This window comes from Spongiibacter sp. IMCC21906 (assembly GCF_001010805.1).
In the GTDB taxonomy this organism is placed as follows: domain Bacteria; phylum Pseudomonadota; class Gammaproteobacteria; order Pseudomonadales; family Spongiibacteraceae; genus Spongiibacter.
The window spans coordinates 1333839-1348969 of the sequence record NZ_CP011477.1 but is presented as its reverse complement, the minus strand read 5'-3'; the positions used below and the strand labels follow the sequence as shown (position 1 = coordinate 1348969).

At 53.4% G+C, this 15131-nt stretch carries 12 protein-coding genes and 1 riboswitch; of the genes, 8 read left to right on the top strand and 4 right to left on the bottom strand.

What is annotated here, in order from left to right; translation table 11 throughout:
• Nucleotides 1–15 precede the first annotated feature (15 nt).
• Together IMCC21906_RS06165 and IMCC21906_RS06160 are read right to left on the bottom strand one after the other, a co-directional pair.
• On the bottom strand, nucleotides 16–1536 hold the full coding sequence (locus IMCC21906_RS06165; protein WP_052763398.1) for an MFS transporter: 1521 nt from the start codon (nucleotides 1534–1536) through the stop codon (nucleotides 16–18).
• A gap of 76 nt (nucleotides 1537–1612) precedes the next feature.
• The gene (locus IMCC21906_RS06160; protein ID WP_047011435.1) at nucleotides 1613–2095 is read right to left on the bottom strand and encodes a YajQ family cyclic di-GMP-binding protein; all 483 of its coding nucleotides are present in this window, start codon (nucleotides 2093–2095) and stop codon (nucleotides 1613–1615) included.
• Nucleotides 2096–2258: 163 nt separating this feature from the next.
• On the opposite strand from IMCC21906_RS06160, the gene IMCC21906_RS06155 reads away from it, so the two are divergent.
• The 8 genes from IMCC21906_RS06155 (at nucleotide 2259) to IMCC21906_RS06120 (ending at nucleotide 11099) form a co-directional block, all read left to right on the top strand.
• Nucleotides 2259–3209 carry a 2-dehydropantoate 2-reductase gene (locus IMCC21906_RS06155; protein WP_052763397.1) on the top strand — a complete coding sequence of 317 codons (951 nt, stop codon included), beginning with the start codon at nucleotides 2259–2261 and terminating at the stop codon, nucleotides 3207–3209.
• Nucleotides 3210–3264: 55 nt separating this feature from the next.
• Nucleotides 3265–3439, top strand: a riboswitch (cobalamin riboswitch).
• A 90-nt stretch (nucleotides 3440–3529) separates the two neighbouring features.
• Nucleotides 3530–5401, top strand: coding sequence for a TonB-dependent receptor domain-containing protein (locus tag IMCC21906_RS06150; protein ID WP_156166002.1), 1872 nt, complete (start codon nucleotides 3530–3532; stop codon nucleotides 5399–5401).
• Nucleotides 5402–5472: 71 nt separating this feature from the next.
• Entirely contained in the window at nucleotides 5473–6078 is a 606-nt protein-coding gene (gene cobO / locus IMCC21906_RS06145; protein WP_047011434.1) for a cob(I)yrinic acid a,c-diamide adenosyltransferase, read from the top strand.
• A complete protein-coding gene (locus tag IMCC21906_RS06140) occupies nucleotides 6078–6950 on the top strand; it encodes a cobalamin-binding protein (protein ID WP_047011433.1) in 873 nt (290 codons plus the stop codon). The genes cobO and IMCC21906_RS06140 overlap by 1 nt, the downstream gene beginning before the upstream one ends.
• Nucleotides 6937–7938 (top strand): iron ABC transporter permease, encoded by a 1002-nt coding sequence (locus tag IMCC21906_RS06135; protein WP_231580327.1) that lies wholly within the window; start codon nucleotides 6937–6939, stop codon nucleotides 7936–7938. Before IMCC21906_RS06140 ends, IMCC21906_RS06135 begins: the two co-directional genes overlap by 14 nt.
• Nucleotides 7935–8711: an ABC transporter ATP-binding protein gene (locus tag IMCC21906_RS06130; RefSeq protein WP_047011432.1), complete on the top strand. Its 777-nt coding sequence runs from the start codon at nucleotides 7935–7937 to the stop codon at nucleotides 8709–8711. The genes IMCC21906_RS06135 and IMCC21906_RS06130 overlap by 4 nt, the downstream gene beginning before the upstream one ends.
• On the top strand, nucleotides 8704–9345 hold the full coding sequence (gene bluB / locus IMCC21906_RS06125) for a 5,6-dimethylbenzimidazole synthase (protein ID WP_047011431.1): 642 nt from the start codon (nucleotides 8704–8706) through the stop codon (nucleotides 9343–9345). The genes IMCC21906_RS06130 and bluB overlap by 8 nt, the downstream gene beginning before the upstream one ends.
• 308 nt (nucleotides 9346–9653) lie before the next feature.
• Entirely contained in the window at nucleotides 9654–11099 is a 1446-nt protein-coding gene (locus IMCC21906_RS06120) for a cobyric acid synthase (RefSeq protein WP_047011430.1), read from the top strand.
• 29 nt (nucleotides 11100–11128) lie between these two features.
• On the opposite strand, the gene IMCC21906_RS06115 is transcribed toward IMCC21906_RS06120, so the two are convergent.
• Nucleotides 11129–13411, bottom strand: coding sequence for a metallophosphoesterase (locus IMCC21906_RS06115; RefSeq protein WP_052763395.1), 2283 nt, complete (start codon nucleotides 13409–13411; stop codon nucleotides 11129–11131).
• Nucleotides 13412–13422: 11 nt separating this feature from the next.
• Nucleotides 13423–15078, bottom strand: coding sequence for an alkaline phosphatase (locus IMCC21906_RS06110; RefSeq protein ID WP_047011429.1), 1656 nt, complete (start codon nucleotides 15076–15078; stop codon nucleotides 13423–13425).
• Between the last annotated feature and the right edge of the window lie 53 nt (nucleotides 15079–15131).

Genomic DNA, 15131 nt, shown 5'->3' with positions numbered 1-15131 from the left:
CCTAGCTGTGTATCGTTAGTCTGCCAAACGCAATTTCCTCGACAGAAAGGCAATCAGGATTACTACCGGCATGCCCAGCAGGCTAGCAATCAGAAAGAAATTACCATACCCCACAGTCTCCACCACCGTGCCGGAATATCCCCCCAGCAGCTTTGGAAACAAGGTCATAATGGAGCTGAACACGGCGTATTGGGTGGCGGTAAAAGAGATGTTGGTCAGACTGGACAACCAAGCCACAAAGGCTGCCACGGCCAAGCCGCCACTTAAGTTATCGGCAGCAATCACCACTGTCAGGGCAACAATATCGGCCTCCACCCCCGCTAACCACATAAACATCAAATTGGTCAGCGAGACCAGAACGGCACCCAGCATCAGCACCCGCATCACACCCAGTTTTAGCGTTAAAAAACCACCAAAAAAACTGCCGACAATGGTCATTATCACGCCAAAAATTTTGGTGACGCTGGCGATCTGGTCTTTGCTATAGCCCATGTCCTGATAAAACACATTGGCGATAACGCCCAAAATAATATCGGACACCCGATAGAAACCGATCAACAACAACACCCATATGGCCAAGCTGCCGTAGCGTTTAATAAAATCATTAATCGGTTGGGTATAGCTCTCAGAAACTAAGCGGACATTCACAAAACCCAGCCCCGCCAGCAAGCGAAAAACTAACAACGCCGCCCCTGCGGCCAAGACAAAACACACAGCCCCGTAAACAAAACCAAGCAAATACTGCATTGACCCTGCAAACCATTGCGGCGACGACGGCAGCAAAAACAACACCGTGACAAACGCACATAGCGAGAAGGCAAAACCAAAGAAAAAGCGCAGGTAGTCAGCGGTGGGATAGTGGTAAGGACTGCGCCCAGACTCCGGCTCCGCAATCAGCAGGGTTGTCAGTACCCCCACGCCCATTACCGCCGCCATACACAGATAGGTATTGCGCCAGGCATCGTAGTGATAAACATCACTGGTGCTGCCAAAAAACTGAGCTAAATACAACGCTCCCGCCCCGGCGGCAATCATGCCGATCCGATACCCCGCAATATAGGTAGACGACAGCAGCGCCTGCAAGCGAGCATCGGCTGACTCAATCCGAAAGGCATCAATCACCACGTCCTGGGTCGCGGCAGAAAAGCCCAGCAATACCGCCGCAATGGCCATCATTTGCAAGTGCTGACGCGGGTCGGTAAGGGCCATCAAACAAATAGCGGCAATCACACCTAACTGAGCCAGTAGCAACCAGCTTCGCCGTCGGCCCATCAACGCGCTAAGTAAAGGCAAGGGCAGTTTATCGACTAAAGGGGCCCAGACAAATTTGAAGGAAAATCCCAGCGCCGCCCAGCTGAAATAGGTCACATCCGCCTTGCTGACACCGGCTTCTCGCAACCAGAGTGATAAGCTGGAAAAAATCAGCAGCAATGGCACACCCGCAGAAAAACCAAGAAGCACCATGATCCAAACGGGCTTCTGCCGCCACCAGACCAGTTCGACCGTTTCCTTGACACCATCGCGGTGATGGCTCACGGTTTCATCACCGTTAAGCGACAAACGTTGGTCGGGGTTATCGCAAGGGGCATTGAGTTGTTCCCGCTGGCGATAGTCAATCTCTAAAGTTTGTGAATTGCAGCGGCTGATCCAAGGACTGCTCTTTTAGCAATGCCATGACCTGCTGCAAATCATCCCGTTTTTTGCCCGTCACTCGCACCTGCTCGCCTTGAATCTGGCTCTGCACTTTCAGCTTGCTGTCTTTAATAATTTTGACAATTTTGCGACACAAATCAGATTCCAAACCGTTCTTGATGGTCACCCCTGCTTTCACCTGCTTACCAGCCGTTTCCGGGTCACCCACGGTCATCGCTTTAGGGTCGATGTTGTTTTTTATCAGGCTGCTGCGCAGCATGTCTTCCATTTGCGTGATTTGAAATTCAGCTTCAGCAAAAATTGTCGCGTTAAGGCCGTCTCGCTCAAAACTGGCATCCACACCTTTAAAATCAAAGCGGGTGTCAATAATTCGGCTGGCCTGATCAAGGGCATTGGTAAACGTGTGCAAATCGACTTCAGAAACAATATCAAAAGAGGGCATGGCTAAATAACTCGTCAAGATTGTCGGGGCCAGTTTAGCACTGCCCGGCCAGATGTTTCGAGATAGACCTGACAACAGACACAAAGATTCCCTTGTCAATATTGGCAAGCAGCACCTTACTGGCCTACAGTGCCGTCATTCATCGCTTATCAAGACGAACTACATGCAGGAAAAAATCCATTGGCATATTTTAGGCGCAGGGGCCATCGGCAGCCTTTGGGCCTGCTATGCCTATCAAAATGCTGTTCCCGCCACCCTTATCCTCCGCAGTGACAGCCGCCTGCAGGCCTACCGCCAGGCGGGTGGCATTATGGCCAAGCTGGGTGCCCTTGCCCTGCAGCTCCCCGTCCCGGTGACTAGTCCTAGCTTAATAACAAAACCTATTGAGCACATATTAATCACCACCAAGGCACAACAAACACTGGCGGCCATAACTGCGATTGAACACCAGCTGGCAGAAAAAGCCGTGATTGTGTTACTGCAAAATGGTCTGGGCATTGCCGAAATGCTCAGCCAGCGCTACCCCCAGGCAACGCTACTACAAGCCTCCACAACAGAGGGGGCTTATCGGCAGTCGCTGTTTTCACTGGTGCATGCCGGACGAGGAAACACCCAGCTCGGGCAATCCAAAACCTTGCTGGCAGAAACCCAGCAAACGCCACTCGATCACGATGAATTGGCTAACATTGCAAGGTCTCTAAGCCTTGGCCCTTTAGGCATGACCGTAAGCGACAATATCGACGACGTGCTATGGCAAAAACTGGCAGTCAATTGTGCGATTAACCCCCTCACCGTCAAATACCGCTGCCGCAACGGCGAGCTCTTAGACAACCCGGTGGCCTTGGCCGAACTGGAAGCCGTTGTCGCGGAGATAGCCCAGTTTGACGCCAGCCCCGAATACCCCGATTTGTTAGCCACCGTCCGTCACGTTGCCGCCAACACCGCCCTTAACCGTTCCTCCATGCTGCAAGATATTGAAGCGGGACGCCCTACCGAAATTGCGTTTATCAGCGGCTATCTTTGCCAGCTCGCCGAGCAACATCGCATTCCAGTGCCGATGAATCGGCAATTACTAGACGAGATTAAACGCCTTTCAGCCGCTAATCAGCACTAAACGCCACCAGCTTGCCGCAGCCGCCCAGTTTGACAAAAACCCAGCGCAGCCTTAGAGTGCGCGCCAAGTAACAGGTGCCCTGCGTCGCGTATTTAGTGACAAAGAGTTAAACGGGAAGTCTGGTGCGCGACCGCTTTTTAAGTGAACGCAATGCCAACGCTGCCCCCGCAACGGTAAGCACATTTACATTTTGTGCAAGCCCGGAACCGGCCTCTACTGATTCACCCGATGAAGCGGAGGGCTCCATCAGCGGTCGTATACTTGTATATAACCCCTACCCCTCCCTCATTGCTTCCTTTTATAGCTTTGAGGTTTACACCATGAACAAAACCCTTCTTGCTGCTGTTGGCGGTATTTTTACTTTTGCCACGTCACCGCTTATTACAGCTAATGAGTCCCATATAGAAACCACCGTCGTTACCGCGACCCGCACCGAGCAATCGGTGGCAGATATTCTGGCCCCGGTTACGGTCTTCGAGCGCGCTGATATCGAACGCATTCAACCCAATGACCTGCAAGAATTACTGTCCCGCGCCGTTGGCGTCAGCTTTGTGCGCAACGGTGGCCGCGGTGCCAGCACCAGCCTCTTTTTGCGAGGCAACCAAAGCAACCACACTCTAGTGATGATCGATGGCGTGCGTATCGGCTCGGCCACCAATGGCGCACCGGCACTCACCAATCTGCCGCCGGAATTGATCGAGCGCGTTGAAATTGTGCGCGGCTCGCGCTCCAGCCTTTACGGCTCAGAGGCCATCGGCGGTGTTATCAATATCATCACCCGCAAATACCACGACACCGACGGCCTGCAGCCTATGCTGCAACTCACTGCTGGCACCCAAGGCACAACAAAGGCATTGGCGGCCATCAGCGGGGGCAACGAGCAAACCCAAGTCAATATTAGCGTGCTGCGCGAAGAAACCGACGGCGTAGATAACACCGCTAGCAAAGCTGGAGTCGCCGGCGACGACGACGCCTTTGAACAAACCGCCGTCAACGCGAGCTTCAGTCACAAAATTAATGACAAGGCAGAGCTATTTGCCTTCTATCAAAATAGCCAAACCGAAAGCGACTACGACAATAACTGCCGCGCCGGCGGCGTGACGTATACCTGTTCACCCTACACCGATGGCGAAGTCAGCATTGCCAATATTCGCGGTGAGTTTCAGCCCCTCGAAAACTGGTTACTCACCCTTTCTGTTGGCGAATCCAAAGACGAATCCACCATCGACTATCACTATGTCGATCCGGCCGCCGTGGGTGTTAGTGGCGATACCTTTGACACCACCCGGCGTGTTTACAGTATCCAAAATGATTGGTCGATTGGCGAACATCACGTCGTTACCGTCGGCTTTGAACGCTTCCTCGACCAGGTTGAAAGCAACCTCAGTTATGGCGAGCAAAGCCGTGGCAACAAAGCCTACTTTGCGCAGTGGCAGGCAGATTTCGGTCCGGTTGATCTAACCATCGGCGGCCGCAATGACGACAACGAACAGTTTGGTACTAACGATACCGGCAACGCCTCGATCGGATTTGATATTACCGAGTCACTGAAAGTCGTCGCCTCCTACGGCGAAGGCTTTAACGCACCGACCTTCAACGATTTGTACTACCCCTTTTACGGCGTGCCTACACTCGAACCAGAAACCTCTGAGAACACCGAGTTAGAATTGCGCGGCAACCACAGCTGGGGTAACTGGAGCGTGGCTCGTTTTGAAAACGACGTAGACAAGCTCATTCAATACAATCCCGCCACCTTTGGCCCCGATCAAATCGAAGGTGCAGAAATAAAAGGCTGGGAAATAAGTGTCGCGACAGAAATTATGGACTGGCGCATCGACGCTAACGCCAGCTTGCTCGACGCCACCGACGCCAAAACCGGCTTAGATCTACGTCGCCGTGCCGACAAGCAAGCCAACCTTGACGTCAGCCGCGAATGGCAGCACTGGGGCGTAAGCGGCAGCCTGCGTTTAGTCAGCAGCCGCTATGAAGACACCGCCAACACCGACGAACTCAGCGGTTACGGCTTAGTCGACGGCACCGTGTTTTACCGTGTAAACGAAGAAATAAAACTGCAATTGGCGCTGAAAAACATCTTCGACAAAGAATACGTCAGTGCACGCAGTTTTAGCTTTGGTGACTACCTGTCAATTGGCCGCGAGGCGATGTTCACCATCACTTACACACCAAAATAAAGGTATCATTCACCGCTCAAACACTCTGCGCTGTAAAACGGCGCAGTTTGACTCAGCAATCAGGAGCCTCCATGACGCTTAATGACGAAGAAAAGCACCAAAAGCGAATGCAGATTAAAAAAGCCATGATCGACGAAAAAGTCGCCAAGGCCACTGAAGAACGCGGTGTGTTAATCGTATTAAGCGGCCCCGGCAAAGGTAAATCCAGCTCCGGCTTTGGCACTATTATTCGCGCCATCGGTCACGGCTATAAAGCCGCGATTGTGCAATTTATCAAAGGCACTTGGGACTGCGGCGAACGCAATTTTATTCAGCAGCGCTGCCCAGAAGTTCCTTTTATCGTCATGGGTTCTGGCTTTACCTGGGAAACCCAAAACAAAGAACAAGACCGCGAAGCGGCTCAGCAAGCCTGGCAGCAAACCAAAGTCTTACTACAAGATGAATCCATCCATCTCGTTCTGCTGGACGAACTGACCTATATTTTAAAATACGGCTATATCGATGCCGAAGAAGTATACGAAGCACTGCGCAATCGTCCCCGTGAACAAAGTGTGATTATCACCGGTCGCGGCGCACCCGTCCCCCTCAAAGAATTGGCCGACACCGTGTCGATGATCGACGACAAAAAGCACGCATTCCGCAGCGGCATCAAAGCCCGCAAAGGCGTGGAATGGTAATGCGAACTTGTCTGAGCTTAGCGCTCATCTTTATTGCCTGCATAAGCCGGGCCGAGGTCTGCGTAGAAGATGACAAACAGCGCCAGCTTTGCTTAGCACAACCCGCCCAACGCATTATCGCCCTGTCACCCGGCGCCACCGAACTGCTCTACAGCGCCGGTGCAGGAGATCAGCTTATTGCCGCCGTGAGCTTCAGTGACTACCCCGAAGCCGCCAAAACACTGCCCCGAGTGGGCAGCTACGACCGCTTCGACCTGGAAGCCATCCTCGCCATGCAACCCGACCTGCTTATCGGCTGGGTCAGTGGCAACCCCAGTGAACAACTCGCCCAACTGGAAAAACTGGGCATTCCCATTTACTACAGCGAGCTACGTCATTTTGATGATGTGAGTTCAACAATACGTCGACTGGGTAAACTGGCAGGCACCGACCAACAGAGCGAGCAGGCCGCCACAGACTTTAGCGACGGCATCGCCAAGCTTCGCCAGCGTTATCGCAATGCCGACAAAGTCCGGGTCTTTCAGCAAATTTGGGTCAATCCCTTAATGACTGTCAACAATCAACATATGATTAGCGAAGCCACGCGGCTCTGCGGCGGCGACAATATTTTTGGCGAATTAAGCGGACTCACTACCCGCATCGATCAAGAAGCCGTACTCGCCAGAAATCCAGAAGCGATTGTCGCGGGTGGCATGGGCGAAGAAAACCCCGGCTGGCTAGACGACTGGCGACGCTTTGACGGACTCACTGCCGTGCGTCGCAACAACCTGTTTTTTGTCCCCCCGTCGACACTGCAGCGCCCTACCCCTCGCTTGCTAGACGGTGCCAAGCTGCTCTGCCAGCATTTGGAGACTGCCCGTGAGCGGCGCTAAGCCTGCCTTCACCAGTTCTCATTTTAAAATAATGGCGCTGGCTACGCTGGTGCTAAGCGCTCTGCTCGCGCTTGCCATTGCGGTTTCTCTCGGCAGCGTATCCGTCTCCAGTGCCGACTTGTGGCAGGTACTGCAGGGTGGTGGCTCCCCCCTACAACAAACTTTAATTATGGAGCTGCGGCTACCCAGAGCTGCGGCAGCTTTCGCCACAGGTGGGCTGTTAGCCGTGGCCGGGGCGTTGATGCAAGTCTTGCTGCGCAATCCCTTGGCCGACCCCTATGTGCTGGGCTTATCTGGCGGCGCGGCGGTGGGCGCGTTAATGGCCATGCTGATGGGCTTGGGAGCGACGGCTGTTTCCGGCTCCGCCTTTGCCGGGGCGGTGCTATCGGCAACGCTGGTGTTTGGGCTTGCCCACGGCACCGGCAGCTGGACGCCCACCCGGTTACTGCTCACGGGTGTGGTCGTCGCCTCTGGCTGGGGCGCGGTGATTACCTTTATGCTGGCAGTTGGCCCCACCGAGCAACTCCCCGGCATGTTGTATTGGTTAATGGGCGACTTGGCCTATGCCCGTTCACCTTGGCCAGCATTGATCACCTTAATTGTCGTCAGCCTTTTTTTACTGCCCCTGGGTCGCAGCCTCAACGTGCTGGCTCGGGGCTCGCTGCAAGCCGCCGCGTTGGGTGTGCCGGTTCGGCAACTGGAATGGACGGTATATATCGGCGCCAGTTTACTCACCGCCTTTGCGGTTACCACGGCCGGTAGCATTGGCTTTGTCGGGCTAATCATTCCTCACATGCTGCGCCTGGTATTGGGCAATGACCAGCGCATTATTCTGCCCGCCTCAGCCCTTGCCGGTGGCACCCTGCTCACCTTGGCAGACACCCTCGCCCGAACCATTATTGCCCCTCAACAGCTACCCGCTGGTGTCATTACCGCTATGATCGGCGTGCCTAGCTTTTTGATCTTGCTATACCGGAGCCGGGGATGAGCGTGTTATCAACCGAGCAACTCGTGGTAGATATTCCCGGCAAAGCCGATGGCACCCCCTTGAATATCACCATCCGCCCCGGCGAAGTGTGGGGAGTACTCGGCCCCAATGGGGCAGGCAAAACCACGTTACTGCATACCCTTGCCGGACTGCGAGCACCACGACATGGTCGAGTCTTATTAGAGGGCAAAGCTCTAAGTCACTGGCGCCGTAAAGCCTTGGCGCAAAAGCTAGCAGTGATTTTTCAAGAACGACAGGACGGCTTTCCCGGCACCGTACTGGAAACAGCAATGATCGGCCGTCATCCCTTTTTATCCCACTGGGAGTTGGATACCGCCGACGATGTGGCTATCGCCAAAAAAGCCCTCGCCGCCATGGAGCTAGAGCACATGAGTCACCGCTTGGTGAATACCCTTTCGGGGGGCGAACGCCAACGCTTGACCATTGCCACTGCGCTGATTCAAACCCCACAAATTTTATTGGCCGACGAACCCAGTAATCACCTTGATCTAAAGCATCAAGTGCATATTATGCAGCTAATTCGCGAGCAGGCTCACTCGGGCTGCGGCGTGTTGCTGTGCCTGCACGATTTAAACATCGCCGCCCGTTGCTGCGATAAACTGCTATTACTGTATCCCAATGGCGAAGCCTGCTGGGGCGACGCCGATACCATGCTGGTACCCGGCGCACTAGAAAAGCTCTACGACCAGCCATTGATGGCCATTGAAGCAAACGGCCAACGTTTTTTTCTGCCTAGAGAACAACATGACTAGCGATTTCAGCCAACGTGATATCGACGCCATTTACCGGGTCATCGCCCAGCGCCGGGATATGCGTCACTTCAGTGGCGGCGACGTCCCCCCTGAACAATTGCGACGCTTATTGCTGGCCGCACACCAGGCTCCCAGTGTTGGCTTGATGCAACCCTGGCGCTTTATCCGTATTAGTAAACCTGAACTGCGAGAGGATATTTATCAGCTAGTACAGCAAGAACGCGACCGCACTGCCGCCGCTTTAGGAGAGCGAGAAAGCGAGTTTCTGCGTCTCAAGGTGGAAGGCATTACAGACTGCGCAGAACTGCTCGTCGTCGCATTAATGGATAAACGAGAACACCATGTGTTTGGACGCCGGACCCTGCCGGAAATGGATTTGGCCTCTGCAGCCTGCGCCATTCAGAACCTGTGGCTGGCTGCCCGCAGTGAAAATTTAGGGCTTGGCTGGGTGTCGCTATTTGAACCCGACGCATTAAAAACCGTGTTAAATATGCCTGTAGGCAGTCACCCCATTGCCCTGCTCTGCCTTGGCCCGGTGGACGCCTTTTATGACAAACCCATGCTGGAGCAAGAACAGTGGGCCCAGCGCTGCCCGCTGGATGAGTTGATTATGGAAAACGGTTGGCAGTCGTAGCGGTATTACCCGTTCACCCAGGTAAAGCACAGTGCGCACCGGCTACACGACGACACCCGGCCACCATGGTTGATCGCGGTCAGCGCCCGCTCTTACAAACACAACACTTTAGCATGGTTGATCGCGGTCAGAGTCCGCTCCTACAAGCACAACACTTTAGCATGGTTGATCGCGGTCAGCGCCCGCTCCTACAAACACAGCACTTTAACATGGCTGATCGCGGTCAGAGCCCGCTCCTACAAGCACAACGATTTAACGTAACTAGAACCCGACAATCCCAACGCGAATAGCCATTTTCAGGTAGCGATATGACAAAAACACTGATGATCCAGGGCTGTACCTCCGACGCAGGCAAGAGCGTGATGGTGGCAGGTTTGTGTCGACTTCTAAAACGTCGAGGCCTTGGTGTTGCTCCTTTTAAGCCCCAAAATATGGCGCTGAATAGTGCGGTCACAAGCGATGGTGGCGAAATTGGCCGTGCCCAAGCGGTACAGGCCCGAGCTTGCGGTCTCGCGCCCCACACCGATTTTAATCCGGTTTTACTCAAACCCAATAGCGACACTGGCGCTCAAGTGATTATTCATGGCAAGGCGCTTTCCAATATGGAGGCTGCGGATTATCACCATTACAAAAAACGCGCCATGACTGCCGTGTTGGAATCTCACCAACGATTGCAGGAAAAATACGATTGGATCATTGTTGAAGGCGCAGGCAGCCCTGCTGAAATTAATCTACGCGAACACGATATTGCCAATATGGGCTTTGCGGAAGCGGTGGATTGCCCTGTCATTATTGTGGCAGACATTGATCGCGGCGGCGTATTTGCGCACTTGGTTGGCACGCTGGAATTACTCTCTGCCACAGAGCAAGCCCGAGTAGCCGGATTTATTATCAATCGTTTCCGGGGTGATATCAGCTTACTGCAACCCGGTCTGGATTGGCTCGAAGCTCGCACAGGCAAACCCGTATTGGGCGTCATCCCCTATATCCACGACCTGCACTTAGAAGCTGAAGACGCCATTAGCACCCAACAGAAAAGTGAAGATGGCGCCTTAAATATTGTGGTGCCCGTGCTGTCTCGCATCAGCAATCACACCGACTTTGATGTCTTGCGTTTACACCCTCAAGTAAACCTGCACTTTGTCGGTAAAGGCGAGCGCCTGCCCCCCTGCGAACTGATTATTTTACCCGGCAGCAAAAGCACCCGTCGGGATTTGGATTTTATCAGGGACAATGGCTGGGACCAGGATATTGCCAAACACCTCCGCTATGGCGGCAAGCTTATGGGGATCTGTGGCGGTTTTCAAATGCTGGGCACAGCCGTGCACGACCCCGAAGGTATAGAGGGCGAGGCAGGCTCCAGTAAGGCGCTGGGCTATTTAGATTTTGATACCGTGCTGGCCGCTGACAAAATCTTGCGCCAAGTTAACGGCACCTTTATCGACAGTGGTCGTGCCGTGACAGCTTATGAAATTCACGCAGGCCAAAGTCAGGGGCCCGCGCTGGAAAAACCGTTAATCAATTTAGGCAGCCATTACGATGGCGCTATGTCTGACGACCAACAAATTATCGGCAGCTACTTACACGGTATTTTTGATCACAGTGAGGCTAGGGAACAGCTGCTGCAATGGGCGGGGGTCAGCGCGGTTACCGCGCTGGATTATGATAAGGTGATAGAAACGAATCTGGACCGCTTGGCAGATAGCCTTGATGCGCACTTAAACCTGAGCGTCTTAGGGGCTTTTCATCATTAGCGATCCACTATTCCACTGCCCCAATAAGATCAAGCACCGGACAGTCCGCCCAAACCACCTAGCAATGGCTCTAACAGCAACAATTCAACATTGCCCAGCAGCGGCGACAGTAAGACCAACAAGGTATTATCCAAGGTGTAAGTGACCTCTCTTACCACCGCCAATAAAGCACTGCTAAGCAACTGTGGTCCAAGGCCAATGGCATCAACCAGCTCTGCAGGTGCCGCCTGCTCAATCGGCACCACATTAAGCAATAAATTACTTAGCAAGTCGTCAGTGGTAGAAACAACGACTTGGCCCACCTCACTGCTGTCAACATTCCCCACCGCGGTGAGCAGGCGACTGACATCAAAGATCAACTCTGACAACAGCCCCAGCGTGCCGCCTAACACCGGAACCGAACCGCCCTCTTCTTCTGCTGCATCAACGATGTTGTGCAGATTCAGCACCAGACCATTCAAGGCATCGCTGATCAAGCGCAGGTCACCATTTGCAGCCTCCGCATCTTGCTCGAACAAATCCAGTACCGAACCGAGCTGATCAAACGGGGCCGGTAAAGCGGGTTCGCCATTAGCGGGCACTCCGTCCCGCAGACTTTGCAAAGAATAAAGCAAAGCTTGTGAGGCTCTGGCGGCACCGGCCAAGGCCAGCTCGGGATTTTGCTCACTGGCGGCACCGCTGACCCCGGTTACCAAGGCGTCTGCCACTTCCAACAAACCTACCGCACTGGTGCTCAATGCGTTTAGCAAAGCGGCCAGATTTTCCTCCGGAATCCCATTGGCCAAACCCGTAAACGCCGCCACAAACTGCTGTTGAACCGGATCCAGGTTGCCTGATTCCCCATCAACATCAAAACCCGGCTCGGGTTGCAACGGTGATGTAAAACCATCGTTATCAGGTAAACCTACTGAGTCGCGTTGTGACATCACCCGGCTGTAGCTTGGCTGAGGGTCATCCAAACTGCCCAAACCGAGGTTGGCGCTAGTGGGATCGACCTCATAAACTTCGCCGCGCATGTCATCATCGGTTATTTCAACCCAGACAAAACCGTAACTATCGCCTTTTTCATAGAACACGGGGTTCTCATCCCGACGCTCAATACTGCGGGTTTTGCTGGCCGCGCCAGAAACAATAAATTCGGTTTTACCGCAGCTGTCTACAGGCATTAACCACTGCAGATCGTGGTCGTGACCGGCAAAGAGAAAGTCTGCTTTATCGCAAATGGTTTCTTGCAAAAAGGCTTGATAACGTTCACCGGCCAATACTGGCGCGATAAAAGCGGGCACACCGTCGTAGTTACCCGCATTGCCGTGGCTGCCATTTGAAATATAGGGATGATGGGCAAAGGCGATTTTCCATTTGGCATTGCTGGCCGCCATGGCCTCGTTTAGCCACTGAGCCTGGGCAAGGCCGTAATTATTGTAAGAATAGTTTTCGTCACTATCGGGAAAGCCACCCGCCACTTGATTGGAATCTATACCAAAAAATTCAACAAAGGGCTGACCATCAATTTCGCCTTTACTAAAGCGGTAGTAACGCGCAGGCATTTGCCAGCGTTCGGTTTGACGCATTTCCTCTGGCTGGCTGGCGCGACGATAATGGTAGTCTACCTGGAAATCACCATTGGAATTACCGGCACCATCACCACCAAAAAATTCGCTGTTATCGTGATTACCCAACACCATGTAAAACGGTAAATCTACCGGCGCAAAAGGCTGTTCAAATTTTTCTTCAAATTGCGGATCAAAGGCCGAGCTAACACCGGACTCATAAATATTGTCCCCCAAGCCAAGTACCAAATCGCACTGTTTTACCGCACAAACCCGCGCCACCGCCTGGCCCACCGCATAGGCACCGTCACTGCCGCTGCCACTGTCACCAATTAAAATAATTCCCAGTCGCTGGGGCTCGTCTGTATCCGTGCCGGTATCGTTATCTGTTTCTTCGTCAGTGTCAGAACCCTCATCTGAGTCACCGCCTGTATCGCTGTCTTCACCCGAGTCAGTACCGTCATCGGTATTCGTGTCACCGTCTGTGTCTTCATCACCGCCGGTTTCCGTGCCACCACCGGCGCCGGCATCATCATTTGTATCATCGTCAGTATCGCTGTCACCGCCAGAGCCCGCATCGCCCCCGGCCCCGTTATTGTCATCTGCGCCACTCTCACCCTCTGAATCATCACCGCCGTTAGCCGGTTGATCAGCATTGTCGGGGGGCGTTGTGCTGCCATCAGAACTGCCGCCACCGCAGGCAGCCAAAATAACAATACTAGAGAGGATAAACGCCTTAAAAACGACTGATAAATACGACATAACAGTGCAGCTCACAACAAAGGTTTAGGACGAGATACCGGAGTATCTTCTTGTAGGCGATGACTTCCATGCGCAACAGCCAGTGTTTTGATCTTTTGCGACTCCACGCCAATACCCGCTGGCGTGTCGATATCGGCCGCGTAGTAATACTCCGCTTGACTGCGTTGACGAGTAACATCAATCAAAATAAAACCGTGATTTTTTAAATCCGTGTATTTAATATGCGGATTCACCACTGGCAGCACCGCTGACACTAATTCCGCCGCACCATCAGGAAAGCCCGGCGAGGTAATACTGGGGGCAACAAATTCAACGCCCAGCGGCCGATTCAACACCCCCGCCGTTAATACCGCAGGGTTTTGATACAACTCATTAGCCCAGCTGCTATGAATATCGCCCGTTAATACCACCAGATTTTCGATTTCTTCGGCTTCGACAAAATCGAGAATTTCTTCTCGCTCCGCAGGGTAGCCGTCCCACTGATCCATATTAATGGCAACAAGCGGGCTAAAGTCATTGGTCGGCACCGCAGGCAACAGACGCTGTAACTCCAACAATTGCAGCTGGGCAAACATCACCTGCTGGCCCACAAACTTCCAACGCCCTTGCGACGTAGCCAACTGATGTTTAAACCATTGTTTTTGCGATTGCCCCAGCAAGTTTCGAGGCTGGCTACGACTGGGATCCAGAGGATTAGAGAGCTGCTGTTCACGGCCTTCAAGACGGGTATCCAGCATCATAAAATCAGCCAAGTCCCCGTAGGAAAAGCCCCGATAAATTTGCTGTTCGTCCTCTGTGGGCGGGCGAATCGGCATCCACTCAAAATAGGCTTGGATCGCCGCGGCCTTGCGGTCAGACCACGCCCCTTCTCCGGCGTTATGATTCTCTGCACCATCTCGATAAGCATCGTTGGCCGACTCGTGATCGTCCCACACCGTCACAAAGGCATGGGCGGCATGAGCCGCTTGCAGCTCTGTATCCTGGCGATACAAGCCGTAGCGACGACGGTAATCGTCCAGTGCAATAATTTCGTGACTGGGCTCAAGTGGACGCCCGGGGTTGTTGCCGTACTCCCCATCACCATACTCGTAGATATAGTCGCCGAGGTGCAGTACAAAATCCAAATCAGGCCGGTTGGCAATCATCCGATACACCGAAAAATAACCGTGGGGATAGCTGCTGCAAGAACATACCGCAAACCGCAGGCGCTCAGCATATTGCCCCGGCATAGGTAAGGTTCTCGTGTGGCCCACCGCTGACGTCGCCTCCGATGACATAAATCGGTACCAATAATGGCGGTCAGGCCGCAGGCCCGTGGCATCGAGCTTAACCGTGTAGTCTCGGGCAGCGCTGGTGCTTAGCATCTCCGACATCACCACGTTCTGAAACTCGCGGTCTTCTGCAACTTCGCAGATCACGCTCAGCTCACTCTCTTGAGGGCTTGTCGGCGAGACTCTGGTCCACAGAATAACTCGATCATCGAGGGGATCACCGCTGGCCACACCGTGCTGAAAACTCAATCCAGAACTGGTTTGCTGCAAATCTGCTCGGCTCACACTGGGTTCGCCGCTTTCAGAAGAAGAGTTGCCGCCTCCCCCGCAGGCTGTCAGTATTGGCACAGCCAAAGCTGATGTAGAAAGCACATGTAAAAATTGGCGTCGCTGCACGAAAGACTCATTCAGGTTGCTATAGGTTATAGCCCTGTAGCTTAAATCCCATA

Bases quoted from the DNA above. Each gene is read 5' to 3' on its own strand.
- IMCC21906_RS06160 (WP_047011435.1), bottom strand. From the start codon at position 2,095: ATGCCCTCTTTTGATATTGTTTCTGAAGTCGATTTGCACACGTTTACC.
- IMCC21906_RS06155 (WP_052763397.1), top strand. From the start codon at position 2,259: ATGCAGGAAAAAATCCATTGGCATATTTTAGGCGCAGGGGCCATCGGC.
- IMCC21906_RS06150 (WP_156166002.1), top strand. From the start codon at position 3,530: ATGAACAAAACCCTTCTTGCTGCTGTTGGCGGTATTTTTACTTTTGCC.
- cobO (WP_047011434.1), top strand. From the start codon at position 5,473: ATGACGCTTAATGACGAAGAAAAGCACCAAAAGCGAATGCAGATTAAA.
- IMCC21906_RS06140 (WP_047011433.1), top strand. From the start codon at position 6,078: ATGCGAACTTGTCTGAGCTTAGCGCTCATCTTTATTGCCTGCATAAGC.
- IMCC21906_RS06130 (WP_047011432.1), top strand. From the start codon at position 7,935: ATGAGCGTGTTATCAACCGAGCAACTCGTGGTAGATATTCCCGGCAAA.
- bluB (WP_047011431.1), top strand. From the start codon at position 8,704: ATGACTAGCGATTTCAGCCAACGTGATATCGACGCCATTTACCGGGTC.
- IMCC21906_RS06120 (WP_047011430.1), top strand. From the start codon at position 9,654: ATGACAAAAACACTGATGATCCAGGGCTGTACCTCCGACGCAGGCAAG.
- IMCC21906_RS06115 (WP_052763395.1), bottom strand. From the start codon at position 13,411: ATGTCGTATTTATCAGTCGTTTTTAAGGCGTTTATCCTCTCTAGTATT.